Source organism: Hymenobacter artigasi, from assembly GCF_012275535.1.
Taxonomy (GTDB): Bacteria; Bacteroidota; Bacteroidia; order Cytophagales; family Hymenobacteraceae; genus Hymenobacter; species Hymenobacter artigasi.
Genome location: NZ_JAAVTK010000002.1, coordinates 504,001 through 529,240, shown reverse-complemented (window position 1 = coordinate 529,240; position 25,240 = coordinate 504,001). Strand labels below are relative to the sequence as shown.

The following is a 25,240-nucleotide window of genomic DNA, read 5'->3' as shown; positions in this document are numbered from 1 at the left end:
TGTTGATGATAATCGCCAGCCTTTGACGCTACCGCAGCTACAAGCTGCTCCCCGTAGCCGGCGCGGCCGCAGCCGTGGCCACCGGTGCCACCTCGTAGCGCCCAAGCTGGGCCTCGTCCAGGTTGCCGTTTAGCCACTCGTCTTCGATGGTCGCGCCCATCTTTTTGTAAAAGCCGATGGCGGGCTCATTCCAGTTCAGTACCTGCCATTTCATCCGCACGGCGCCGGTGGCGCGGGCTTCGGCCACCACGGCATCGAACAGCAGCCGGCCCAGGCCGCCGCGCCGGCCCGCCTCCGTCACCACTAGGTCTTCGAGGTACAGCATCCGGCCCTTCCAGGTAGAGTAGGCTGTGTAAAACAACGCCAGCCCGATGATTTCGGTCCCCTCATTTTCCAGCACGAAAAAGCCGAAGATGGGGGCCGGCCCAAACCCATCGCGCTGCATGGCCACCAGCGTGTTGGTCACGGCCTCCGGCGCTTTCTCGTATTCGGCCAGTTCCTGAATCAGGCCCAGCACCTGCGGCAAATCAGCTTCCACGCCCCGGCGCAGCACAATGTTGTTTTCCATGGTAATTAAATCAGAAGAAAAAGAAATTGGGCCGCCACCGCCTCAGCAGTAACGACCCAATCAATTAAAAGCAGAAAACCCAATGAATGGCCCGGGTCAGCGCTACCTCAACCAAAGGTCAGCGTCCACAAAATCCGTGAAATCCGCTAAAATCCGAGCCAATCAGTGATTACATCTGCGGCTGCATTTTCTTGATGTCTTCCGTGGCGTTCACCGAGTTCAACTCGCGCATCTGCTCGGGCTGCTTGGCACCCTGGGTGGTGTCGGGGGCGGCGGGCAGGGGAGGGAGAGCAGTGGTGGCGATATCATCATCACCCTCGGCGACAGACGGGCCGCACGAAGGCAGCGTGAGCGACAGCAGAGCAGCGGCCAACAGGCCGGGGAGGAGCGTTTTTTTCATGTGTGGCTAAACGAATTCGGGTGCAAGTTACGCACGTCCGGTGGGTTGCGATACGAAAATATTGCAAAAACGGTCCACGCTCCAGTCAACAAAAACGCCGGATATTTGCCCGCCCATGCCCATTCCTCTCTCCGTCGTCATTATCACCTTCAACGAAGCGGCCAATATTGCCCGCTGCCTCCAGGCCCTGGGCGACGTGGCCGACGACGTGCTCGTGGTCGATTCCTTCTCCACCGATGCCACCGTGGAAATCTGCCGCCAGCACGGAGTCCGCGTTATCCAGCACGCCTTCGCCGGCTACGTCGAGCAGAAAAACTATGCCACCAGCCAAGCGAAATTCGACCACATCCTCCAGCTCGATGCCGACGAAGTCCTCACCGACGAGCTGCGCCAATCTATCTGCGCTGCCAGGGCCGACTGGCAGCACGCCGCCTACTCGCTGGCCCGCCTCACCAACTACTGTGGCCACTGGGTGCGCCATGGCGGCTGGTATCCCGACCGTAAGCTGCGCCTCTACGACCGCCGCCTGGGCCGCTGGACCGGCCTGCTCCTGCACGAAAAATTCGAGGTAAACCCCGGCCAAACCACCGGGTTGCTCGTCGGCGATGCCCTGCACTACAGCTACCATAGCATTGCGCAGCACGTCAGCCAGCTTAATAAATTCACCAGCATCACGGCCCAGGAACTGGCCCTGCGCGGCCGTACCCACGTCAATCTGTTTCACCTGCTTCTCAAACCGCTCTGGAAATTCGTCCACGGCTACATCTTCCGGCTGGGCTTTCTCGATGGTTTCGCCGGCCTGTGCATCGCCGGCATTTCGGCCTGGGGCGTGTTCCTGAAATTCGCCAAGCTGAAAACCCGCACCGAACAAGCCGAAGCATGAGCCCGGAAAAAACCTTCACCTTCCTCGTCTCCCGCACCGACGCCATCGGCGACGTAGTGCTCACCCTGCCGGTGTGCGGGCGGCTCAAGCAGCTGTTTCCCGGCTGCCGGGTGGTGCTCATCGGCCGCACCTACACCGCGCCCGTGGCCGCCGCCTGCCCCTGGGTCGATGATTTCCTGAACCTGGACGAGCTGCTGAAGGAGCCCGCAACGGCTCAGCTCGAAACCCTGCGCGCCTATGAGGCCGCCGCCATCATCCACGTCTTCCCCAATAAAATTCTGGCTCGCCTTGCCCAGAAGGCCAAAATCCCGCTGCGCATCGGTACCCGCAACCGCTGGCAGCACTGGCTTACCTGCAACCAGCTCATCGCCCTCAGCCGCCGCCACTCGCCCCTGCACGAAGCCCAGCTAAATGTGAAGCTGCTGGCGCCCCTCGGCGATACTTCCACGCCCACCACAAAGGAAGTGGCCCAGCTGGTGCGCCTGCACGCCACCGAGCCGCTGGCCCCGCCGCTCCAGGAACTGCTCCAGCAGCGCCAGCCCAGCCAGCTCAACGTCATCCTGCACCCGCGCAGCCGGGGCAGCGCCCGCGAGTGGGGCCTCGACAACTTCGCCCAACTCGCCCGTCTGCTGCACCGCGCCGGCCACCGCGTCTTCATCACCGGCACGGGCGCGGAAGGGGAGGAGCTGGCCCCCTGGCTCCAGGAAAATGCCGCCTTCCTCACTGCCGACCTCACCGGCCAGCTCAACCTGCCGCAGTTCATCGCCTTCATCGCCGCCGCTGATGGCCTTGTGGCCGGCAGTACCGGCCCGTTGCATCTGGCTGCCGCGCTGGGCCGCCACGCGCTGGGCCTGTACCCGCCCATCCGGCCCATGCACCCCGGCCGCTGGGCCCCACTGGGCCCGCACGCCGAATTCATGGTTTTTGATAAGCCGAATTGCGACGACTGCCGCCAGCAGCCCGCCGCCTGCACCTGCATCCGGGCCATTGCGGCGGCGGCGGTGGCGGCGCGGGTGGCCGCGTGGGCGCCGCTGCCGGTCGAACAATAAATGCTATATGGCGACGAACAATGGCCGATTCGTCTAGTTAGTTTGCTGCTTATTTGCCGTATCGCAACCTAGCAGACGCTGCAATCCGTACATCGGGCAATGCGCCGCACGTTGCGTTGCGCTACTTTTGGCCTTTCCGGGCTGCGGGTAGCGTCGTGCAACGAGCGGTTATTGGCGTGAAGTAACCCGGTCAGCCCCCGCTGCCGAGTTGCTGCCTCACCTGCTTCTATTGTCATAATCCCCTATTCCTTCGTAGGTTTCGGCCTGCAATTTCCCCCGCCCACCTGTATGAGCGATTCCCCCGAACGGGTTAAACTGAGCAAAGAGGAAAAAGACCGGCGTTTTCAGGCCGAGCTCATGCCCGTGCTCGACCCGCTCTACAACTTTGCCTATCGCCTCACCCTCGACGAGGATGATGCCAACGACTTGGTGCAGGAAACCTACCTCAAGGCGTACCGTTTCTTCGAGTATTTCGAGCCCGGTACCAACGCCAAGGCCTGGCTATTCCGCATTCTTAAGAACTCGTTTATCAACGACTTCCGCAAGAAAAGCAAGCAGCCCGCCAAGGTCGATTACAGCGAGATTGAGGGCTATTACAACCCCGACGATGTAGAGGCCGAAGGCGAAATCGGCGCTTCCTCGTCCGATATGCGTCAGCAATCGACCCGCGACCTCATCGGCGACGAAGTTGCCAGCGCGCTAAATTCTTTGCCGGTTGATTTTCGCACCGTCATCATCCTCTGCGACCTCGAAGGGTTTACCTACGAGGAAATGGCCAAAGTGCTTGATATTCCGATAGGTACGGTGCGTTCACGGCTGCACCGCGCCCGTAATTTTCTCAAGGATAAGCTGGAGAAATACGCCCAGTCAATGGGATATGGCAATGATGCAATAGACGATGAAACGGAACTAACCGAGGCCGAGAATAATTAACGTCTTCAACAAGGGCGCATTATTCCCGGCCCTGTACTGCATTGCTCCTCACCCCTTTCCTGCATTTTCAATTATGAACCAATCCGCTACTAAAGAAACCAATACGTCGGCCCCCATTTTGGCTAATGGCCCCGACTGCGAACGAGTGAACACTGTACTAGAACAACTCATCGAAGGCCAGCCCCTGACCGCCGAGGACGAAGATTACCTCTTCGACAACGCCACGGACTGCTCGCCTTGCTTCGACGACATCGAGAAGCAGCGCGTATTTATCGGTTTTCTGAACCAGCGCGTAACCCGGCAGCCTATTCCGGCCACCTTGCACGATGCCATTTTGGCTCGCGTAGGTGCGCAAATGGCCTAATACCGGTAGCTTTGCGCGATGCAAGGCAAAATCATTGTGTTTTCGGCCCCCTCGGGCGCTGGCAAAACCACCATCGTGCACCGCCTCATGGACCGGTTGCCGGAACTTAGCTTTTCCATTTCTGCCTGCACCCGCGACCGTCGCGGCCGGGCCGAAGTGCAAGGCAAGGACTACCATTTTATCTCCGTTCAGGATTTTCAGGACAAAATCAGCAATGATGAGTTCGTGGAGTGGGAGGAAGTGTACGAGGGTGCTTTCTACGGCACCCTGAAGTCCGAAATCGAACGCATCTGGGAAAACGGCAAGCATGCCATTCTCGATGTCGATGTGAAGGGTGGCCTCAGCATCAAGGAGTTCTATAAGGACCGGGCGCTGGCTATTTTCGTTCGCCCGCCATCTATCGAAGTCTTGGAGCAACGCCTGCAGGCCCGCGCTACCGACTCGCAATCCAGCATTTCATCGCGGGTGTACAAGGCCAATTTCGAGCTTGGCTTCGAAAACCGGTTCGACGTGACTGTGGTCAACGACAACCTCGATGAAGCCTCCGACCACGCCGAAAAGCTGGTGCGCCAGTTCATCAGCGGCGAGCCCGCCATCGTCTAGACTGTCATCCTGAGCGGAGCGAAGGACCTTATCACGTTCGTCCGTTTGGTTGGCTATTCAACGGTGATAAGGTCCTCCGACCTTGCTTAATGCGCGACATGCTCAGCATGACCAATCGTATCGGCCTGCTATTTGGCTCGTTCAATCCCGTGCACACCGGCCACCTCATTTTGGCCGAGCATTTTGCCACGCGCACCGATTTGGCCGAAGTCTGGCTCGTCGTCACGCCCCACAACCCCTTCAAAGCCGCCGCCGACCTGCTGCCCGATACCCAGCGCCTAAGCCTCGTGCAGCGCGCCATCGCCGATAACCCCCGCCTGCGCGCCGAGGACATCGAATTCAGCCTGCCCCGCCCCAGCTACACCATCGCCACGCTCGACGCCCTGCGCCAGCGCCACCCCACGCACGATTTCGTGCTCCTCATGGGCAGCGACAATCTCCCCAGCCTGCCGCGCTGGCAAGAGGCGGCCCGCCTGTTGGCCGAGGTCGACATCTACGTGTATCCCCGTCCCGGCTCGCCCATTCCCGATTTAGCGCCCTTTCCCCGCGTGCAGGTCATGACCGCGCCGCTGCTCGACATCTCGGCCACCTACATCCGCGAAAGCCTGCGCCAGGGCCACAGCATCCGCTACCTGGTACCCGCCGCCGTCGAAGCAGCGCTGCAGCCTCCGCGCACCTCCGCGTAACCACTGCGCACCTCTGCGAGAATTACGGCCTACAAAAAAGCCTGACGATAATTCGCCAGGCTTCGTCGTTATTAAAAGGCCAAATCAGATGGTCATAATCTCGGATTCCTTCCTGCTGAGCGTCTTTTCAACCTCCGCAATGTAGTTGTCCGTCGTTTTCTGCACCTTCTCTTCGGCGCTCTTCACGGCATCTTCCGAAGCGCCTTCTTTTAGCAGCTTGCGCAGGCTCTCGTTCACATCCTTGCGGATGCCCCGCACCCGCACCTTGCCGGCTTCCGATTCGTTTTTGGCCTGCTTCACCAAATCGCGGCGGCGCTCCTCGGTCATGGCCGGAATGTTGAGGCGTACCCCATCTGCATCCGACACGGGGTTCAGGCCCAGGTCACTGTTTTTGATTGCTTTAGCCACCTCGCTCACCATGTTTTTCTCCCAGGGCTTGATGAGGAGCGAGCGCGCATCGGGTGCGGTGATGTTCGCAATCTGGCTCACGGGCGTGGGGGTGCCGTAGTAATCCACGCGCAGGCCATCGAGCATCGCCGGTGAGGCCCTGCCCGCCCGAATGCGGCTCATTTCAACGTTTACGTGTGCCAAAGCTTTGCTCATCGATTCGGCAAGCTCATCAAGGTAAAACTGAATTTCTTCGTCCATTTCGTTAGAAGGGTTGAATTTTGAGGGTTGAATGTTGAATGACGTTGAGTTGAGGCCGAAATAATCATTCAACCCTCAAAACTCAACATTCAAAATTTCTTATGCTTGCTCCGGCTGGTTGCCCACCAGCGGCTGCAACAGGCTTTGCGTGGGGTCGATGGGGGGCTTGCGGCCATCGCGGCCGGGGCCGGTACCGCCGGCGCTCACCAGCGTACCCATAGACTCGCCATTCAGCAAGCGCTCCAGGTTGCCCGGGGTGTTCATGTCGAACACGATGATGGGCAGGTTATTTTCCTTGCAAAGCGTGAAGGCCGTCATGTCCATCACGTTCAGATTCTTGCTCAGCACCTCGTCAAATGTGATTTCGGGGTAGCGCGTGGCCGTGGGGTCCTTTTCCGGGTCGGCCGTATAAATGCCGTCCACCCGTGTGCCTTTCAGTACCACGTCGGCCTCAATCTCAATGGCTCGCAGCGAAGCCGCCGAGTCCGTAGTGAAATAAGGCGAGCCGATACCAGCCCCGAAAATCACCACCCTGCCCTTTTCCAGGTGCCGTACGGCACGCCGCCGGATATACGGCTCACACACCCGCTGAATGGTGAGGCCGGAAAGTAGGCGCGTGCTCACTTCCAGCTTCTCCAGGGCGCTTTGCAGGGCCATCGAGTTGATGACCGTAGCCAGCATGCCCATGTAATCGCCCTGCACGCGGTCGAGGCCGAAGGCTTCGGCCTGCACGCCCCGGTAAATGTTGCCACCGCCAATCACGACGGCCACCTGCACGCCCGTCGCGGCCACGCTTTTAATTTCGGAGGCGTACTGCATCAGCCGTTCGGCGTCGATGCCGTACTGCTGCTGGCCCATCAGCGCTTCGCCGCTGAGCTTGAGGAGGATGCGATTGTATTTCAATTTCGTGGTTTTCAGGCAAGCCTTCTATTTAAGGCCGCGAATTAAATCGATAATTTGAGTCAAGCCAGCTGTTGTTTCCTGCTGAAATTTTTCCGTGTCCCGGCGTAGCTCCAACACGTTGCGACTTACGTCTTCCAACTTTCCTTCCACGCGTTCAATGCGGTTTTCTACGCGCACTATTTTAGTATTCAGCTCGCTCTGTCCTTCTCGCACACGAGCGAGTTCTTCAACCGTACGGTCTTGCTTGTGCAGCATTTCGACCATTACGTCTTCCAGCTGCTTGAATCTTTCGTCGATATTCATGAGGATGAAATAAAATGAAAGACTTAGAACTACGAAAACTGCACCAGCACCTGGCCTTTCTGCACGTTGTCGCGCAGGTTCACTTTCAGGGTGCTCACCGTGCCGTCGGCGGGCGCTTTCAGAATATTTTCCATTTTCATGGCCTCCAGTACCATCAGCGGGTCGCCTTTCTGCACGGTCTGGCCGGGCGTCACCCGAATGTCTACGATGAGGCCGGGCATGGGGGCTTTTAGTTCGTTTACTTTGGCTACGGCGGCATTGCTCATGCCTAGGCGCTCAAGCAGCAGGTCGAACCGGTCTTTGGCTTGCATCACCACGCGCTGGCCGTTCAGTTTCAGCACAATGTTTTTGGTGGCGTAGTCAATTTCGACAACTTCTGCATTGTAAGAGCGACCTTCGTAAAGCACATGAAATCGTCCTTCGCCCAAATCCGCTACATCCCAAGCCAACGGCTGGCCATTGAGCGTGATAGCGTCGGTGGCGCGATAGTCTACTTCCCAAACTTGGTCGGGGGCGGTGCTGATTTGGAACATCGAAAGCGGATGGGGTGGGGGGAAAGCGGTGTTAAAGGTAGCCCAAATCTCAAATTAATTCAGAAATTGAGGCGTTTTTCGCCTGTTGCTGTTGGCATGAAGTATCTGGTTCCGGGCCTTACCAGCCTGTTGTTGTTCGCACAATTTATGGCGGTTGCCCAAAGGGGTACGTCTGGCTCGGGCAAGTTGCCCATTAAAGCCCCCATTCACAAAAAAATCGTGCCCGAACCGCCGACCGCCTCCACATCGGCCGGCCTTGTAGTACCGTCCTGGCTGCCTTCGGAAGCACCCATCCAGCCCGCCGCCACCATCCTCACCGATGTCGTGGACACGAAGCTTGATGTTCGTTTCGATTACAAAAAGCAATACCTGCTGGGCACGGCCATTCTCACGTTGCGCTCGCATTTCTATCCGCAGGGAGAAGTGGTGCTCGATGCCAAGGGTTTCGATGTGCAGAAAGTAGAGCTGGTTGGCGAAAAGAAGAATAAAAGCCTCACCTATAACTACAACCGTCGCAAGCTCGTTATCGCGCTCGACCACCCGTACCCGCGCAACACGCCCTATCAGGTGCGCATCGTGTACGTAGCTAAGCCCAACGAGCTGCCGCAGGGCGGTTCCGCCGCCATTACCAACGACAAGGGCCTGTACTTCATCAACCCGCTGGGCCTGGAGAAGAATAAGCCCCGCCAAATCTGGACCCAGGGCGAAACGGAGTCCAGCTCCTGCTGGTTTCCCACCATCGATAAGCCCAACCAGCGGATGACCCAGGAAATCAGCATGACCGTGGAAAAGCAGTTCAAAACGCTTTCCAACGGCCTGCTCACGGCCTCCCACGCCAACCCCGACGGCACCCGCACCGATACCTGGAAGCTGAGCACGCCCCACGCGCCCTACCTCGCCACGATGGTGGTGGGCGACTTTGCCGTCGTAAGCGACTCCTGGCACGGCAAGCCTGTCGACTATTACGTGGAGCCCAAATATGCCGGCACCGCCCGCGCCGTCTTCGGCCACACGCCCGAGATGCTGGATTTCTTCTCCAAAAAGCTGGGTGTGGAGTACCCATGGGAAAAATACGCCCAGGTGGCCGTGCGCGACTACGTGAGCGGGGCTATGGAGAATACCACGGCTTCCACCTTCGGCAGCTTCGTGCAGGCCTCCCGCCGCGAATTGCTCGATGCCAATTTCCAGACCAGCGAGTTTGTGATAGCCCACGAGCTGTTCCACCAGTGGTTCGGCGATTATGTGACCTGCGAAAGCTGGGCCAACCTCCCCCTCAACGAGTCCTTCGCCGATTATTCCGAATACCTCTGGGCCGAGCATAAGTACGGGGCCGACGAAGCCGGCCTCGTGCAGGAAATCAAAATCAACAATTACCTCGAAGAAGCCCAGTCCAAGCGCGAGCCCCTCATCCGCTACCGCTACGCCAACCGCGAAGACATGCTCGACCGGCATTCCTACGACAAAGGCGGCCGCGTGCTCCACATGCTGCGCAAATATGTGGGCGACGAGGCATTCTTTGCTTCCCTCAACCGCTACCTGACCCAGAACAAGCTCTCAGCCGTCGAAATTTCCAAGCTGCGCACCGCTTTCGAAGAAACCACCGGCGAGGACCTGATGTGGTTTTTCAACCAGTGGTTCCTCAAGCGTGGCCACCCCGAGCTGCGCATCACCCACAGCTACGCCAACGGCCAGGTAGCCCTGCGCGTGCAGCAAACGCAGGATACCCTGTTTCAGCCCGTCTACCGCCTGCCCGTCACCGTTGCCGTCTGGACCGGCAGCAACCAGCCCACCGAGCACCACATCACCGTCACCAAAGCCGACCAGACCTTCCAGCTACCCGCCGGCCAGAAGCCGGTTTTCGTTAAGTTCGATAGCGAAAGCCAACTCCTGGCCCAGTTCGACGAAGAGCGCACCACCGATGAGCTGGTTTTTCAGTTCTACCACGCCCAGAGCTACCAGCAGAAGTCGGAGGTGTTAGAACTGCTCCAGAACAAAACCGACCAGATGGCCGTGAGTAGCCTGCTCCGCAACGCCCTCAACGATAAATTCTGGAACGTGCGCCGCCTCGCCCTCGACCACCTCCGTCGCTACCGCGGCCCCGAGCCCGCCGGGATGCGCAAAGACATCCAACGCCTCGCCGCCGACCCCGTTTCCCGCGTCCGGGCCCAGGCCATCACCACCCTGGCCACCTTCCCCGATGGCAATTATGGCGCTATCTATGAGAAAGCCGTCGGCGACAGCTCTGCCTTGGTAGCCGCCGCCGCGCTCGTGGTCCTCGCCAAAAGTCCCGAGCCTACCACGCAACAGCAGGTCGCCGCCATCGAAAATACCACGAGCAGCCCGCTCCTCGTCGCCATCGCCAGCTATTATGCCCTCAACGGCGGCCTCGACCAATACCCCTGGTTTCTGCGCCGCCTGCCCGATGTTGCCGAAGCCGACCTCTACGCCTACTTCCAGTCTTTCGGCACTTTCATGGCTCACATTCCGCCCGTGGAGCGCGACAAAGGCCTCAAAATCCTCGAAGACTATGCCCGGAATTCCCCGCGCTACGAAATCCGTTTAGGTGCCTACAAGAGCCTCGCGCTCCTGCTTCCATCCATGCCCAGCCTCAAAGCCACCCTCCAAAACATCCGCGAGAAGGAAACTGACGACCGACTGAAGGCATTTTATAACCTTATGTAGAAGCAACTTCCGTAAATAGCGTAAAAAAAGAACAACCTTTTTTTACGCTACCCCTTGCCTTGTGTCAAAAAACCTCTAATTTTGCGACTCCTTACGAAACACTACTACTACGGTAGCAGCGAAACGCAAGGGGTTACGCCACCCGGCAATCGGCCGGGCAGCACCAAAAATGGGGGTATCGCATAGTGGCAATTGCGGGTGACTGTAACTCACCTCCTTCGGGTTCATAGGTTCGAGTCCTGTTACCCCCACCATTTTTGAGTTAAAAGTTAGGAGTTAAAAGTTAAGAGATTTTAACTCCTAACTTTACACTTTTAATTCTTAACTCCCTTCTGCGGGAGTAGCTCAGCTGGTAGAGCGGCAGCCTTCCAAGCTGCAGGTCGCGGGTTCGAACCTCGTCTCCCGCTCATTTTTCAGAATAAGCCGTTTTAGCTCAGTGGTAGAGCACTTCCTTGGTAAGGAAGAGGTCATGGGTTCAAATCCCATAAATGGCTCAGATTATTACACAAGTCCAGCAATCGGAATTATTCCGGTTGCCGGCTCGGTTCTCTCAGGCAAGCGACGCACAGTTTTCTATTTCAGTAGGGGCTGAGTCTCGCTTTCTTCGTGTAGGTTCCGATTTTACCTTCAAATTCACTTCACCACCTCTTTTTTACTCTTTACAATGGCTAAAGAAAATTTCGACCGGTCCAAGCCGCACGTAAACATCGGTACCATCGGTCACGTCGACCACGGCAAGACCACCCTGACTGCTGCTATCACGCAGGTGCTGGCCGGCAAAGGCTTGGCCGAAAAGCGCGATTTCGGTTCGATTGACAACGCCCCCGAAGAGAAAGAGCGTGGTATCACCATCAACACTTCGCACGTAGAGTACTCGACGGTTAACCGTCACTATGCTCACGTTGACTGCCCCGGTCACGCCGACTATGTGAAGAACATGGTAACTGGTGCTGCCCAGATGGACGGTGCTATCCTCGTGGTAGCTGCTACCGATGGCCCGATGCCCCAGACCCGTGAGCACATCCTGCTCGCCCGTCAGGTAGGTGTTCCCCAGCTGGTGGTGTTCATGAACAAAGTAGACATGGTGGATGACCCCGAGCTCCTCGAGCTGGTGGAAATGGAAATCCGTGAACTGCTCTCGTTCTACGACTTCGACGGCGACAACATTCCGGTTATCCAGGGTTCGGCCCTCGGCGGCCTGAACGGCGATGCCAACTGGGTTCCCAAAATCGAAGAGTTGATGGACGCGGTTGACTCGTTCATTCCGATTCCTGCTCGTCTCACCGACCTGCCCTTCCTGATGCCTGTTGAGGACGTGTTCTCGATTACCGGCCGTGGCACTGTTGCTACCGGTCGTATCGAGCGCGGCATCATCAACTCGGGTGAGCAAGTTGACATCCTGGGTATGGGCGCTGCTGCCGGCCTGAAGTCGACGGTTACGGGTGTGGAAATGTTCCGCAAAATCCTTGACCGTGGCGAAGCTGGTGACAACGTAGGTCTGCTGCTCCGTGGTATTGAAAAAGAAGCCATCCGTCGCGGCATGGTTATCTGCAAGCCCGGCTCGGTAACTCCTCACCAGAAGTTCAAGGCTGAAGTCTACGTTCTCTCGAAAGAGGAAGGTGGCCGTCACACGCCGTTCTTCAACAACTACCGTCCGCAGTTCTACCTGCGTACCACCGACGTTACCGGCATCATCACCCTCCCCGAGGGCGTTGAAATGGTAATGCCTGGTGACAACATCACCATCACCGTTGAGCTCATCAACAAGGTGGCGATGGAGAAAGGCCTCCGTTTCGCTATCCGTGAGGGTGGCCGTACGGTAGGTGCCGGTCAGGTAACCGAAGTTCTCGACTAGTTTTAGCCTAACCGCTAAATGTGAAAACGCCCCCGAGCAATCGGGGGCGTTTTTGTATGTCTTTCTCTACCTTTAGTCATTCCTTCCAAAGTTCATTACCCAAGTTATGAAGTCAATAATCTACTCACTATTGATTGGAGCGCTCTTTATCACTTCCTGTAAAAAGGAGAAAATGGAGCCAACACGAGACGAAATGCTGAGTGGAGGTAGCTGGAAGATGGACTCAATGACCTCTCCATTACCGTCTGTTACTGGCTTTGATTTGCTATTGCTGAACCATAGCGACCTGCCTGCCTGCCGGTTAGATAATAATTACCAGTTTGAGCAGGGAGGGCGGTACATTTTTGATGATGGTTCTATCTCTTGCTCTTCAGCTTCTCAAACGGGTACAGGTACTTGGCAATGGGCTAATAATCAGTCTCAAATAGTCGTTGGCTTAGGAGGCGTCAGTATTGCATACGATGTGTCAGAATTGAGCAGTACACACGTTAAGCTGACGGAAGTGCAGCCTTACCTCAATACTTCGTCGCATCAATACCGCGTTTATACCCGGTAATAATAAACCTCAAATATCCGATGCTTCTTAGTGAAATTATTTGCTTTGTAGCGGGTTTTTAGTACCTTTGCACTCCCTTTAGCGAAATGCGCTTTATGGGAATGTCAATAAACGAGTGTGGTGCAGCGGTAGCATACGGGTCTCCAAAACCTTTGACGGGAGTTCGAATCTCTCCACTCGTGCAATCTGGGTCAGTTGGCCCGCTCCATGTCGTCATCAGCGGCAACGCTGTTATTTCCTCAACCAATGGACAAACTGAGCAATTATTTCCGCACCACCATCGAGGAGATGCGTTACAATGTAACGTGGCCCACGACGACGGAACTGCAGAAAAGCGCCGGCCTCGTGCTGATTGGTTCGCTGGTTTTTGCCATTGTGGTAGGCGTCATGGATATCAGCTTTGAGTCGGTACTTAAAGCGTTTTACAACTCGTTTCGCTAATCAGCAATCAAGATGGGCGAATTGAAATGGTACGTGGTCCGCTCCGTGAGCGGCCAGGAAAAGAAAGCCAAAAACTACCTCGAAACGGAGCTCGGCCGGCATAGCCTGACCGAGCTTGTGCCGCAGGTACTGATTCCGGTAGAGAAGGTGTTCGAGATGCGCAACGGTAAGAAGCGCGTCCGCGAGCGGAACCTCTACCCCGGCTACATCATCATCCACGCCGACCTCAGCCACGGCGAAGTTGACCACATCATCACCAGCACGCCTGGCGTGATTGGTTTCCTCGGCGACAAGGATAAAAAGGACGCTTCGAACAACAAGCCCGTTCCGCTCCACATCACCGAAGTAAACCGAATTCTCGGTATCGTGGATGAAGCCGAACAGCAGGTTGATGCCGCCCTCGACAAGCCTTACGTAGTGGGCGAACTCGTGAAAGTGGTAGATGGCCCCTTCAATGGTTTCTCCGGTAATGTGGATGAGGTATTTGAAGAGCGTAAGAAGCTGAACGTCGTTGTGAAAATCTTCGGCCGCTCGCAGCCGGTGGAACTCAGCTACACCCAAGTAGAAAAAGAAGTATAGTTAGTTGTCCGTTGCTAGTTGTCAGTTGTCAGAACGAATGCACTGAACACTAACAACTGACAATAATCAACTAACATCCAGATTATACCACGCCGGCTAATTGCTCCGGGTCGGCGGGGCTTCCAAAACAGGAGTTTACTAAACTGAGGCAAGCGCGAGTTACGACGCAGGAGCCACAGCCAACACAATCAAATGGCCAAAGAAATCAGAGGTTATCTGCGTCTGCAGATAAAGGGAGGCTCAGCGAACCCATCGCCGCCGGTAGGACCTGCACTTGGTAGCAAAGGCTTGAACATCATGGAGTTTTGCAAGCAGTTCAATGCTCGCACCCAGGATAAAGCCGGTCAAGTGTGTCCTGTACTTATTACCATGTACACCGATAAGTCATTCGACTTCGTGGTGAAGACGGCACCGGCTCCGGTGTTGCTCATGGAAGCAGCTAAGATTCAGAGCGGTTCGAAAGAGCCGAACCGGAACAAGGTTGGCTCCGTGACGTGGGACCAAGTACGTACCATTGCCGAAACGAAAATGGTTGACTTGAACGCCTTTAAGGTGGAGTCGGCTATGAAGTCGGTGGCTGGTACGGCCCGCAGCATGGGTATCACCATCAGTGGCACTTCTCCTTTTGCTGAATAATTAAACGGAGAAACTACACATGGCACAAGTAAGCAAAAAGCGCAAGGAAGCCCTTGCCAAACACGACCTGACGCAAATGCGCAGCCTCGTGGAAGCCGCAATCGTGGTGAAGGATATTACCTACACCAAGTTCGATGCTTCAGTAGATATTGACGTTCGCCTCGGCGTGGACCCTCGCAAAGCGGACCAGATGGTTCGTGGCGTGGCCACCCTGCCCCACGGCACCGGCAAAACCGTTCGCGTGTTGGCCTTGGTTACTCCCGATAAGGAGGCTGAAGCTCTGGCCGCCGGTGCCGACTTCGTGGGTCTGGACGACTATATCGCTAAAATCGAGAAAGGCTGGACCGACATCGACGTAATCATCACCATGCCCGCCGTAATGGCTAAGGTAGGTCGCCTGGGCCGTGTGCTCGGTCCCCGTGGTCTGATGCCGAACCCGAAGTCGGGCACCGTTACGACCGACGTCGCTAAGGCGGTGCAGGAAGTGAAGGCTGGTAAAATCGACTTCAAAGTTGACAAAACCGGTATCATTCACTGCTCCGTTGGTAAAGTATCGTTCGACCCGAGCATGCTGGCCGAAAACGCCCTGGAGGTAATCCAGACGTTGGGTCGCCTGAAGCCTTCGTCTTCGAAAGGTACCTACATCAAGAGCATCACGCTCTCGAGCACGATGTCGCCCGCCGTTCCGGTGGACAGCCAAGTAAACTCCGCTAGCTAATTAACCCAACCAAACATGACTCGGGAAGAAAAACAAACCCTCGTGGATGAGTTGAGCGGAAAAATGCAATCGCACAACTCGTTCTACATTGTCGATGCTTCGGTAATGTCGGTAGCGAAAATCAACGACTTCCGTCGTCTGGCGTTCAACCGCGGTCTGGAATACAAGGTGTACAAAAACACCTTCATCCGGAAAGCGCTTGATACCCTCGGCCATGATACGTCGGAGATGGATGCCGCGCTGAAAGGCCAGTCGGGCGTATTGTTCTCCACGGAGAGCGGTTCAGCTCCTGCTAAATTGCTGCGCGACTTCTATAAGGCTCAGGCTTACCCCCGTGGTACCACGCCCAAGCCCGTGCTGAAAGGCGCTTATGTAGATGCCAGCATCTACATCGGTTCCGACCAGCTCGAAGGTCTCACGACCCTCAAAGGCAAGCAGGAACTGCTCGGTGAACTCATCGGTCTGCTCCAGTCGCCCGCCAAAAATGTTATCTCGGCTCTTCAGAGCGGTGGCAACAAGCTGGTCGGCATCCTCAAAACCCTCAGCGAAAAAGAGGCCGCTTAGTCAGCTGCTTTTTCGCCCTCCAATCAAAATTTTCAACAACACATTTTTTTAACAATCTACAGAAATGGCAGATTTGAAAGCATTCGCTGAGCAGCTCGTAAACCTGACGGTGAAAGAAGTAAACGAATTGGCAACCATCCTGAAGGACGAGTACGGCATTGAGCCCGCTGCTGCTGCTCCTGTAATGATGGCTGGTGGCGGTGGCGCTGCTGCTGACGAGGCTCCCGAGGAGAAGACGTCGTTCGACGTTATCCTGAAGGCTGCCGGCGGCGCTAAGCTGGCCGTAGTTAAGCTGGTGAAGGACCTGACCGGCCTCGGCCTGAAGGAAGCCAAAGAGCTGGTTGACGGTGCTCCTAAGCCCGTGAAAGAAGGCGTAACCAAGGATGAGGCTGAGTCGCTGAAGAAGCAGCTCGAGGAAGCCGGTGCTGAAGTAGAGGTTAAGTAATTTCTGCTCCTGAAGCATCTCCGGACCCGCTTCGAATAAGGATAGACCTGGCAACTTAGCCAGGTCTTTTCCTGTTTGTAGCGTGTCAACCGCGCGAGCCAACCAGTTCGCGCTTTTGCTATGTCAGCTAACTATCTTGTTGCATAGGTAGTTAAGGAGTGCAACGCACTGCTGACGGGCCCCACCCTGGCCTTCCTTTTTTACGCTTCTGTGTCCATCTTATAATCCCCATCGCATTGGCTACACCGAAAGCAAAGACGGCCGCGCTCAAAAAGGCCGCCGACGCGCGAATCAATTTCGCCAAGATTAAGAAGGTTATCGAGTACCCGGACTTCCTGGACGTGCAGGTTCGCTCGTTCCAAGAATTCTTTCAGTTGGAAACCGCTGCTGAGCGTCGTTCTAACGAAGGATTGTTCAAAGTGTTCGCCGAGAACTTCCCAATTTCGGATTCGCGCGAAAACTTCGTACTGACCTTTATCGACTATCACGTTGACCCCCCGAAATATTCGGTCGACGAATGCATCGACCGTGGTTTGACTTATTCAGTTCCGCTGAAGGCCAAACTGCGCTTGGTGTGCAATGATAAGGACAACGAGGACTTCGAAACGATTGAGCAGGAGGTGTTCCTTGGGAACATTCCTTACATGACAGTGAAGGGCTCGTTCGTTATCAACGGTGCCGAGCGCGTTATCGTATCGCAGCTGCACCGCTCGCCGGGCGTATTCTTCGCCCAGAGCAAGCACACGAACGGCACCAAGCTGTATTCGGCCCGGATTATCCCGTTCAAAGGTTCGTGGATTGAATTCGCTACGGATGTGAACAACGTGATGTACGCGTACATCGACCGGAAGAAGAAATTCCCGGTTACGACGCTGCTGCGCGCCATCGGCTACGGCACTGACAAAGACATTCTCGACCTGTTCGGGCTGTCGGAGGAAGTGAAGTCCGACAAGAAAAACCTCAAGAAAGCCGTTGGTCGCAAGCTGGCTGCCCGGGTGCTCCGCACTTGGACGGAAGACTTCGTGGACGAGGACACCGGCGAAGTAGTATCGATTGACCGCAACGAGGTGTTGCTGGAGCGCGATGCGACCATTGAGGAAGCCGATATCGACGTGATTCTGGAGGCCGGCGCCAAGTCGGTGATTCTGCACCGCGAGAACGTGAACATTGCGGATTTCGCAATCATCTACAACACGCTGCAGAAGGATAACTCCAACTCGGAGAAGGAAGCTGTTGAGCAGATTTACCGCCAGCTCCGGAACACGGAGGCTCCGGACGAAGAAACTGCTCGTGACATCATCCAGAAGCTGTTTTTCTCGGACAAGCGCTACGACCTCGGCGAGGTGGGCCGCTACCGGATTAACAAGAAGCTTCAGATTGGCATGGACCAGGAGTCGCGCGTGCTGACGAATCAGGACATTGTGCTGATTGTGAAGTACTTGATTGGTTTGAGCAACTCGAAGGCCATTGTCGATGACATTGACCACTTGAGCAACCGTCGGGTGCGCACCGTGGGCGAGCAGCTCTACGCCCAGTTTGGCGTGGGCCTGGCCCGTATGGCGCGTACCATCAAGGAGCGCATGAACGTGCGTGACAACGAGGACTTCAAGCCGGTGGACCTGATTAACGCCCGGACGCTGTCCAGCGTTATCAACTCGTTCTTCGGTACGAACCAGCTGTCGCAGTTCATGGACCAAACCAACCCGCTGGCCGAGGTGACGCACAAGCGTCGCGTATCGGCGCTCGGGCCGGGAGGTCTGTCGCGGGAGCGCGCTGGTTTCGAAGTACGTGACGTGCACTACACCCACTATGGCCGTCTTTGCACCATCGAAACGCCGGAAGGACCTAACATTGGTCTGATTTCGTCGCTGTGCGTGCACGCTCGTGTGAATGCGATGGGCTTCATCGAAACCCCTTACCGCGACGTGAAAGGCGGCAAGGTGGACATGAGCCCCAACGTGAAATTCCTGACTGCTGAGGAAGAGGATACCCACCACATCGCGCAGGCCAATTCCCTGCTGGATGAGGGCGGCAACCTGACCCAGGAGTTGGTGAAAGGCCGTTTCGAGGGTGACTTCCCGGTGGTGAACCCATCGGAGTACTCCTACATGGACGTGGCCCCGAACCAGATTGTATCGGTAGCGGCGTCGCTGATTCCGTTCCTGGAGCACGACGACGCCAACCGGGCACTGATGGGCTCGAACATGCAGCGCCAGGCCGTGCCGTTGCTCCGCCCCGAAGCTCCGATTGTGGGCACGGGTCTGGAAGCACGTATCGCCAGCGACTCGCGTACGCTGATTATGTCAGAAGGCGAGGGCGTGATTGACTACGTTGATGCCAACAAAATCGTGGTGAAGTACGACCTCACGGACGACGACATCATGGTGAGCTTCGATGCTGAGCGCATTACCTACGACCTCATCAAGTTCCGTCGCACCAACCAGGATACCTGCCTCAACCTGACGCCGCTCGTGAAGCGCGGCGAGCGGGTGACCAAGGGCCAGGCGCTCTGCGAAGGCTACGGCACCAACCGGGGCGAGCTCGCTCTGGGCCGCAACATGCAGGTGGCGTTTATGCCGTGGCAGGGTTACAACTTCGAGGATGCCATTGTCATCTCGGAGCGCGTGGTTCGCGACGACATTTTTACCTCGATTCACATTGAGGAGTTTGAGCTGGAAGTGCGCGAGACCAAGCGCGGCGAAGAAGAGCTGACCTCGGAGATTCCGAACGTGAGCGAAGAAGCCGTGCGCAACCTCGACGATAACGGCATCATCCGCCTCGGTGCGGAGGTGAAGGAAGGCGACATTCTGATTGGTAAAATCACGCCAAAAGGCGAGACGGACCCCACCCCGGAAGAGAAGCTGCTCCGCGCCATCTTTGGCGACAAGGCCGGCGATGTGAAGGATGCTTCCCTCAAAGCGCCGCCCTCCCTGCAGGGTGTGGTGATTGGCACCAAGCTCTTCTCGCGTCCGAAGAAAGACAAAAACCTCCGGGCCAAGTCGAAAAAGGAAGTGGAAGACCTGAAGGGCACTTACGCGCAGGAGTTGCGTGGCGTGAAAGCCATCATGATTGACAAGCTGGTGCAATTACTGGAAGGCAAGACGAGCCAGGGCATCAAGCACCGCTTCGGCGAGGAGATGATTTCCAAGGGCGTAAAGTTCAACCGCAAGAACATCAACGAGGGGATGTTCCCCGAGAAGAACCCCTACAAGGACGAAAGCAACTACGCCGTTCCGGAAGAAGTGAACCTGTTTAAGGACCTGATTCTGGAAGGTTGGACGGCTGATGCCCGCGTGAATGGCTTGGTGCTGGAGTTGGTGCGTAACTACGCTAAGCGCCGCAACACCATCACTGCCCGCTTCAAGCGTCAGCGCTTCACCCTGGAAGTAGGGGATGAGCTGCCCGCCGGCATCGTGCAGCTGGCCAAAGTGTACATCGCCAAGAAGCGCAAGCTGAAGGTGGGTGACAAGATGGCTGGTCGCCACGGTAACAAAGGTGTAGTGGCCCGCATCGTGCGCGATGAGGACATGCCCTTTCTGCCCGACGGCACCCCGATGGACATCGTGCTTAACCCGCTGGGTGTACCAAGCCGCATGAACATCGGTCAGATTTACGAGACCGTACTAGGCTGGGCTGGTCTGAAAATGGGTCGCACTTATGCTACCCCCATTTTCGACGGCGCTACCGAGGACGAAGTAGCTCACGAGCTGACCGAAGCCGGCCTGCCGGATTGGGGTCGTGCTTACTTGTACGATGGCCTAAGCGGCGACCGTTTCGACCAGCCAGTAACCGTAGGCGTGATTTACATGCTCAAACTCGGTCACTTGGTTGACGACAAGATGCACGCTCGTTCCATCGGGCCGTACTCGCTCATCACGCAGCAGCCGCTGGGTGGTAAGGCGCAGTTCGGTGGCCAGCGCTTCGGCGAAATGGAAGTGTGGGCACTGGAGGCCTTCGGTGCTTCCAACGTGCTGCAGGAAATCCTGACCATTAAGTCGGACGACGTGGTGGGCCGTGCCAAGGCGTACGAAGCCATTGTAAAAGGTGACATTCTGCCCAAGCCGAACATCCCCGAGTCGTTCAACGTGCTGCTCCACGAATTGCGTGGTCTGGCACTGGAAATCACGATGGAATAGTGAATTGCTGCCAGTTGCGGCTGAGGCAAAAGCTTCGGCCGCAACTAGCGGTTTGTCTGCCCGGCAGGCAACAGGAGGCGCTGATTGAGCGACTCTGGTAACGAAAGATGAGAAAACGCTTCGGTGAAAGAGGAGCGGGGGCTGTTCCGAGATATGGTCAGTGCAGCATCAACCCCTAGTAAATCTTAATCGAAGGCCTTTTTATCATTCAGCCTGCCCGCAGTTTTAAATTTTAGACCTTTTTGAAGTGCTTTTGCCCGACATACCTATCTGTTACGCAAAGGCACTTTTTGAAGCGTCAACCTGTTCTGATTCTCTTGCGCCCTTCTGGCGAACGGCGAAGAATCAGGCAGCTCAAAGCCAACAGCTACTAGCTTAACCCCAATCAAATGGCTTTCGCAAAAAACAAGAAAGTAGTTCAGGACTTCTCCAAAGTCACGATTTCGCTGGCCTCGCCCGAAGCAATTCTGGAGCGCAGCACCGGCGAAGTGGTGAAGCCTGAAACCATCAACTACCGCACGTACAAGCCCGAAATGGGTGGTCTGTTCTGCGAGCGCATTTTCGGTCCTGTGAAGGACTGGGAGTGCCACTGCGGCAAGTACAAGCGGATTCGTTACAAGGGCATTATTTGCGACCGTTGCGGCGTGGAGGTGACCGAGAAGAAAGTGCGTCGTGAGCGCATGGGCCACATCGAATTGGTGGTTCCCGTTGCCCACATCTGGTACTTCAAGTCGCTGCCCAACAAAATTGGCTACCTGCTGGGCCTGCCCACCAAGAAGCTCGACCAGATTATCTATTACGAGCGTTACGTAGTTGTACAGCCCGGCTCGCTGGCGGAAGAAGGCGTACAGATTCTCGACTTCCTCACCGAAGATGAGTACCTGGATATCATCGACAAGCTCCCCCGCGAGAACCAGATGCTGCCCAACGAGGACCCCAACAAGTTCATCGCCCGCATGGGTGCCGATGCCCTGCACATGCTGCTGGAGCGCATCAACCTGGACGAGCTGAGCTACTCGCTGCGTGACTCCGCTGCCCACGAAACTTCGCAGCAGCGTAAGGCTGAAGCGTTGAAGCGTCTGCGTGTAGTAGAGGCGTTCCGTGATGCCGCAACCCGCGTGGAAAACCGCCCCGAGTGGATGGTCATCCGCATGGTGCCCGTTATTCCCCCGGAATTGCGTCCCCTCGTTCCGCTTGACGGTGGCCGTTTCGCCACTTCCGACCTGAACGACCTGTACCGTCGCGTTATCATCCGCAACAACCGCCTCAAGCGCCTGATTGAAATCAAGGCTCCTGAAGTGATTCTGCGGAACGAAAAGCGCATGCTGCAAGAGGCTGTTGACTCCCTTTTCGACAACTCGCGTAAGGTGAACGCCGTGCGCGCCGAAGGAAACCGCGCTCTGAAGTCGCTGTCCGATATGCTGAAAGGCAAGCAGGGCCGCTTCCGTCAGAACCTGCTCGGTAAGCGGGTGGACTACTCGGGTCGTTCGGTAATCGTCGTTGGTCCGGAGCTGAAGCTGCACGAGTGCGGCCTACCCAAGAACATGGCGGCCGAGTTGTTTAAGCCGTTCATCATCCGCAAGCTCATCGAGCGCGGCATTGTGAAGACGGTGAAATCGGCCAAGAAAATTGTGGACCGCAAGGACGCAGTCGTTTGGGACATCCTGGAAAACGTGCTGAAAGGCCACCCAGTGCTGCTCAACCGGGCTCCTACGCTTCACCGTCTGGGTATCCAGGCGTTCCAGCCGCGCCTCATCGAGGGCAAGGCTATCCAGCTGCACCCCCTCGTTTGTACGGCCTTCAACGCTGACTTTGACGGTGACCAGATGGCTGTGCACGTGCCCCTCGGCCCGGCCGCTATTCTGGAAGCCTCCATGCTCATGCTGGCCTCGCACAACATCCTGAACCCCGCCAACGGCGCGCCCATCGCGGTACCGTCGCAGGACATGGTTCTGGGTCTCTACTACGTGACCAAAGGCAAGCGCAGCACCGAAAACGAGAAGATTGTCGGTGAAGACCGGGTTTTCTACTCGGACGAAGAGGTTGTTATCGCCATCAACGAAGGGCAGCTTTCTAAGCACGCTTTCATCAAGGTGCGGACGCAGATTCGTGACGAAAACGACGACTTGGTAACCAAAATTGTGGATACCGTAGCCGGTCGCGTGCTGTTCAACCAGCTTGTGCCGGAAGAAGTAGGTTTCGTGGACGAGTTGCTGACCAAGAAGAAGCTCCAGCAAATCATATCGACGGTATTCAAGCGCACGGGCATGGCTCGTACCGCGCAGTTCCTAGACGAAATCAAAACGCTCGGCTTCCAGTCGGCCTACAAAGGCGGCTTGAGCATGGGCCTCGGCGATATCAAAATCCCGATGGAGAAGGACGTGCTGGTAAAGCAGGCGCAGAACGACGTGAAGGCCGTAACCCAGAACTACCAGATGGGTCTGATTACGGACAACGAGCGTTATAACCAGGTTATTGACATCTGGACGCGCATCAACAACCAAATTACGGAGACGTTGATGGGCCGCCTGGAAAAAGAGGACCAGGGCTTCAACTCCATCTACATGATGATGCACTCGGGAGCCCGTGGCTCGCGCGAGCAGATTCGTCAGCTGGGCGGGATGCGTGGCCTGATGGCCAAGCCCCAGAAGTCGCTGCAAGGCTCGATTGGCGAGATTATCGAAAACCCGATTCTGTCGAACTTCAAAGAAGGCCTCGACGTAATCGAGTACTTTATCTCGACGCACGGTGCCCGTAAAGGTCTGGCCGACACGGCTCTGAAGACGGCTGACGCCGGCTACCTGACCCGTCGTCTGGTGGACGTTTCGCAGGATGTTATCGTGAACGAGCCGGACTGCGGCACGCTGCGCGGTATCGAAACCTTCGCCTTGAAAGACAACGAGGACATCGTGGAGCCGCTGGCCGAGCGTATCCTGGGCCGCGTAACGGTTCACGATATCATCGACCCGCTGACCGGTGAAGTACTCCTGACTTCGGGTTCCGAAATCAAGGAAGACACGACCCGCCGCATCGATGCCACGAGCATTGAATCGGTGGAAATCCGCTCGGTACTGACCTGCGAAAGCAAGCGCGGCATCTGCGCCAAGTGCTACGGCCGTAACCTGGCTTCGGGCCGCATGGTACAGCGTGGCGAGGCAGTAGGTGTTATCGCTGCTCAGTCGATTGGTGAGCCCGGCACGCAGCTGACCCTGCGTACTTTCCACGTAGGTGGTACGGCTTCCAACATTGCCGTGGAGTCCAACATCAAAGCCAAATTCGCTGGTGTGGTGGAGTTCGAGGACGTTCGTACCGTGGCTACCGTGACGCCGGAAGGCGTGAAGGGTGCCGTGGTAATGGGCCGCTCGGGCGAAGTTCGCATCGTGGAGAAAGGCACCGGCCGCGTCTTCACTTCCAACCACGTTCCCTACGGCTCATTCATGCTCGTAACGGAAGGCCAGGAAGTAGAGAAAGGCACAGAGCTGAACAACTGGGACCCTTACAACGCCGTTATTCTGGCTGAGTTTGATGGTACCGTACAGTTCGACGCCATCACCGAGGGCATCACCTACCGTGAGGAATCGGACGAACAGACCGGTCACCGCGAGAAGGTCATCATCGAGTCGAAGGCCAAAGACCAGAACCCTTCTATCATCGTTCGCCCTGGCAAAAAGGGCGACGCCGAAGGTCAGAAGGGCTACAGCATCCCGGTGGGTTCGCACTTGAACGTTGAGAACAACGAGAAAATCACGGCTGGTCACATCCTCGCCAAGATTCCTCGCTCGGTGGGCAAGACCCGCGACATCACCGGTGGTCTGCCGCGTGTAACGGAGCTTTTCGAAGCCCGGAACCCGTCGAACCCCGCCGTGGTATCGGAAATCGACGGCGTAGTAACTTACGGCACCGTGAAACGCGGTAACCGTGAAATCTATGTCGAGTCGAAAGACGGTGTCAAGAAGAAGTACATGGTGCCGCTGTCGAAGCACATTCTGGTGCAGGACAACGACTTTATCCGCGCCGGCATGCCGCTGTCGGATGGTGCCATCACGCCTTCGGACATCCTGAGCATTCAGGGCCCCGGCGCCGTGCAGGAGTACCTCGTGAACGAGATTCAGGAGGTGTACCGCTTGCAGGGTGTGAAAATCAACGATAAGCACATCGAGGTGGTTGTTCGCCAGATGATGCAGAAAGTGGTGATTCTGGATGCCGGTGACACGTCGTTCCTCGAAAATCAGGTGATTGATAAAATCATCTTCATGGCCGAGAACGACATGATTATCGACATGAAAGTGGTGACCGAAGCCGGTGATTCAAGCAACATGAAGCCCGGTCAGATTGTGACGGCTCGTCGCCTCCGCGACGAGAACAGCAGCCTGAAACGCCGCGACCTTGCCCTTGTGCAAGTGCGCGACGCGCAGCCTTCGGTATCGCGTCCCACGCTGCAGGGCATCACGCAGGCCTCGCTGGGTACGGCCTCGTTCATCTCGGCCGCCTCCTTCCAGGAGACGACCAAAGTGTTGAGCGAAGCCGCCATCCGTGGCAAGGCCGACCAGCTGCTGGGCTTGAAGGAGAACGTAATCGTCGGTCACCTCATCCCGGCCGGTACCGGTTTGCGCGAGTACACGCGTCAGATTGTCGGCTCGAAAGAGGAGATGGAAGCTGCCCAAGCCGCCCAGGCGGCTGAAGCGGCCGTTCCCGCCAAGCGCCCCAGCCGTGCTGGCAAGCGCGAAGTGTCGGCTGAGTAAGCTGGCCCTTTAA

23 protein-coding genes and 4 tRNA genes are annotated in these 25,240 nt (G+C 56.7%); 21 read left to right on the top strand and 6 right to left on the bottom strand.

The window, feature by feature from the left end; genetic code table 11:
* Window positions 1-37 precede the first annotated feature (37 nt).
* On the bottom strand, window positions 38-568 hold the full coding sequence (locus HBN54_RS05885; RefSeq protein WP_168672210.1) for a GNAT family N-acetyltransferase: 531 nt from the start codon (window positions 566-568) through the stop codon (window positions 38-40).
* A gap of 169 nt (window positions 569-737) precedes the next feature.
* Window positions 738-968, bottom strand: a complete 231-nt coding sequence (locus HBN54_RS05880; protein WP_168672209.1) for a hypothetical protein — start codon at window positions 966-968, stop codon at window positions 738-740.
* Between the two features lie 115 nt (window positions 969-1,083).
* On the opposite strand from HBN54_RS05880, the gene HBN54_RS05875 reads away from it, so the two are divergent.
* From HBN54_RS05875 to nadD, 6 genes are all read left to right on the top strand, one after another.
* Window positions 1,084-1,851 (top strand): glycosyltransferase family 2 protein, encoded by a 768-nt coding sequence (locus HBN54_RS05875; protein ID WP_168672208.1) that lies wholly within the window; start codon window positions 1,084-1,086, stop codon window positions 1,849-1,851.
* On the top strand, window positions 1,848-2,900 hold the full coding sequence (locus tag HBN54_RS05870) for a glycosyltransferase family 9 protein (RefSeq protein WP_168672207.1): 1,053 nt from the start codon (window positions 1,848-1,850) through the stop codon (window positions 2,898-2,900). The genes HBN54_RS05875 and HBN54_RS05870 overlap by 4 nt, the downstream gene beginning before the upstream one ends.
* Before the next feature lie 288 nt (window positions 2,901-3,188).
* Window positions 3,189-3,833, top strand: coding sequence for a sigma-70 family RNA polymerase sigma factor (locus tag HBN54_RS05865; RefSeq protein ID WP_168672206.1), 645 nt, complete (start codon window positions 3,189-3,191; stop codon window positions 3,831-3,833).
* Window positions 3,834-3,906: 73 nt separating this feature from the next.
* Window positions 3,907-4,197, top strand: coding sequence for a hypothetical protein (locus HBN54_RS05860; RefSeq protein ID WP_168672205.1), 291 nt, complete (start codon window positions 3,907-3,909; stop codon window positions 4,195-4,197).
* Between the two features lie 18 nt (window positions 4,198-4,215).
* Complete coding sequence (gene gmk, locus HBN54_RS05855; RefSeq protein WP_168672204.1) at window positions 4,216-4,800, top strand: guanylate kinase; 585 nt, start codon at window positions 4,216-4,218, stop codon at window positions 4,798-4,800.
* Between the two features lie 89 nt (window positions 4,801-4,889).
* Entirely contained in the window at window positions 4,890-5,486 is a 597-nt protein-coding gene (gene nadD, locus HBN54_RS05850; protein ID WP_235955391.1) for a nicotinate (nicotinamide) nucleotide adenylyltransferase, read from the top strand.
* An 84-nt stretch (window positions 5,487-5,570) separates the two neighbouring features.
* On the opposite strand, the gene frr is transcribed toward nadD, so the two are convergent.
* From frr to HBN54_RS05830, 4 genes are all read right to left on the bottom strand, one after another.
* Window positions 5,571-6,134 (bottom strand): ribosome recycling factor, encoded by a 564-nt coding sequence (gene frr / locus HBN54_RS05845; RefSeq protein ID WP_168672203.1) that lies wholly within the window; start codon window positions 6,132-6,134, stop codon window positions 5,571-5,573.
* A 99-nt stretch (window positions 6,135-6,233) separates the two neighbouring features.
* Window positions 6,234-7,037: a UMP kinase gene (pyrH, locus tag HBN54_RS05840; RefSeq protein WP_168672202.1), complete on the bottom strand. Its 804-nt coding sequence runs from the start codon at window positions 7,035-7,037 to the stop codon at window positions 6,234-6,236.
* A 24-nt stretch (window positions 7,038-7,061) separates the two neighbouring features.
* Window positions 7,062-7,340 carry a hypothetical protein gene (locus HBN54_RS05835; protein WP_168672201.1) on the bottom strand — a complete coding sequence of 93 codons (279 nt, stop codon included), beginning with the start codon at window positions 7,338-7,340 and terminating at the stop codon, window positions 7,062-7,064.
* 29 nt (window positions 7,341-7,369) lie between these two features.
* A complete protein-coding gene (locus HBN54_RS05830; protein WP_168672200.1) occupies window positions 7,370-7,873 on the bottom strand; it encodes a biotin/lipoyl-containing protein in 504 nt (167 codons plus the stop codon).
* A gap of 219 nt (window positions 7,874-8,092) precedes the next feature.
* On the opposite strand from HBN54_RS05830, the gene HBN54_RS05825 reads away from it, so the two are divergent.
* From HBN54_RS05825 to rpoC, 15 genes are all read left to right on the top strand, one after another.
* Window positions 8,093-10,555: a M1 family metallopeptidase gene (locus tag HBN54_RS05825; protein ID WP_317170173.1), complete on the top strand. Its 2,463-nt coding sequence runs from the start codon at window positions 8,093-8,095 to the stop codon at window positions 10,553-10,555.
* Window positions 10,556-10,726: 171 nt separating this feature from the next.
* Window positions 10,727-10,809 (top strand) — tRNA-Tyr (locus HBN54_RS05820).
* Window positions 10,810-10,889: 80 nt separating this feature from the next.
* A tRNA-Gly gene (locus HBN54_RS05815) sits at window positions 10,890-10,962 on the top strand.
* Between the two features lie 15 nt (window positions 10,963-10,977).
* Window positions 10,978-11,049: transfer RNA gene (locus HBN54_RS05810), tRNA-Thr, on the top strand.
* A gap of 170 nt (window positions 11,050-11,219) precedes the next feature.
* Complete coding sequence (gene tuf, locus HBN54_RS05805; protein WP_168672198.1) at window positions 11,220-12,410, top strand: elongation factor Tu; 1,191 nt, start codon at window positions 11,220-11,222, stop codon at window positions 12,408-12,410.
* 106 nt (window positions 12,411-12,516) lie between these two features.
* Window positions 12,517-12,966 carry a hypothetical protein gene (locus HBN54_RS05800; RefSeq protein WP_168672197.1) on the top strand — a complete coding sequence of 150 codons (450 nt, stop codon included), beginning with the start codon at window positions 12,517-12,519 and terminating at the stop codon, window positions 12,964-12,966.
* 111 nt (window positions 12,967-13,077) lie between these two features.
* Window positions 13,078-13,148, top strand: a tRNA-Trp gene (locus tag HBN54_RS05795).
* Between the two features lie 64 nt (window positions 13,149-13,212).
* Window positions 13,213-13,407 carry a preprotein translocase subunit SecE gene (gene secE / locus HBN54_RS05790; RefSeq protein ID WP_168672196.1) on the top strand — a complete coding sequence of 65 codons (195 nt, stop codon included), beginning with the start codon at window positions 13,213-13,215 and terminating at the stop codon, window positions 13,405-13,407.
* A 12-nt stretch (window positions 13,408-13,419) separates the two neighbouring features.
* Window positions 13,420-13,986 carry a transcription termination/antitermination protein NusG gene (nusG, locus tag HBN54_RS05785; protein ID WP_168672195.1) on the top strand — a complete coding sequence of 189 codons (567 nt, stop codon included), beginning with the start codon at window positions 13,420-13,422 and terminating at the stop codon, window positions 13,984-13,986.
* 192 nt (window positions 13,987-14,178) lie between these two features.
* Complete coding sequence (rplK, locus tag HBN54_RS05780) at window positions 14,179-14,622, top strand: 50S ribosomal protein L11 (RefSeq protein ID WP_168672194.1); 444 nt, start codon at window positions 14,179-14,181, stop codon at window positions 14,620-14,622.
* A 19-nt stretch (window positions 14,623-14,641) separates the two neighbouring features.
* Window positions 14,642-15,340, top strand: coding sequence for a 50S ribosomal protein L1 (rplA, locus tag HBN54_RS05775; protein WP_168672193.1), 699 nt, complete (start codon window positions 14,642-14,644; stop codon window positions 15,338-15,340).
* A gap of 15 nt (window positions 15,341-15,355) precedes the next feature.
* A complete protein-coding gene (gene rplJ, locus HBN54_RS05770; protein ID WP_168672192.1) occupies window positions 15,356-15,904 on the top strand; it encodes a 50S ribosomal protein L10 in 549 nt (182 codons plus the stop codon).
* A 64-nt stretch (window positions 15,905-15,968) separates the two neighbouring features.
* Window positions 15,969-16,349 carry a 50S ribosomal protein L7/L12 gene (rplL, locus tag HBN54_RS05765; RefSeq protein WP_168672191.1) on the top strand — a complete coding sequence of 127 codons (381 nt, stop codon included), beginning with the start codon at window positions 15,969-15,971 and terminating at the stop codon, window positions 16,347-16,349.
* Window positions 16,350-16,639: 290 nt separating this feature from the next.
* Window positions 16,640-20,485 (top strand): DNA-directed RNA polymerase subunit beta, encoded by a 3,846-nt coding sequence (rpoB, locus tag HBN54_RS05760; protein ID WP_382213401.1) that lies wholly within the window; start codon window positions 16,640-16,642, stop codon window positions 20,483-20,485.
* A gap of 389 nt (window positions 20,486-20,874) precedes the next feature.
* Entirely contained in the window at window positions 20,875-25,227 is a 4,353-nt protein-coding gene (rpoC, locus tag HBN54_RS05755; RefSeq protein WP_168672189.1) for a DNA-directed RNA polymerase subunit beta', read from the top strand.
* Window positions 25,228-25,240 lie beyond the last annotated feature (13 nt).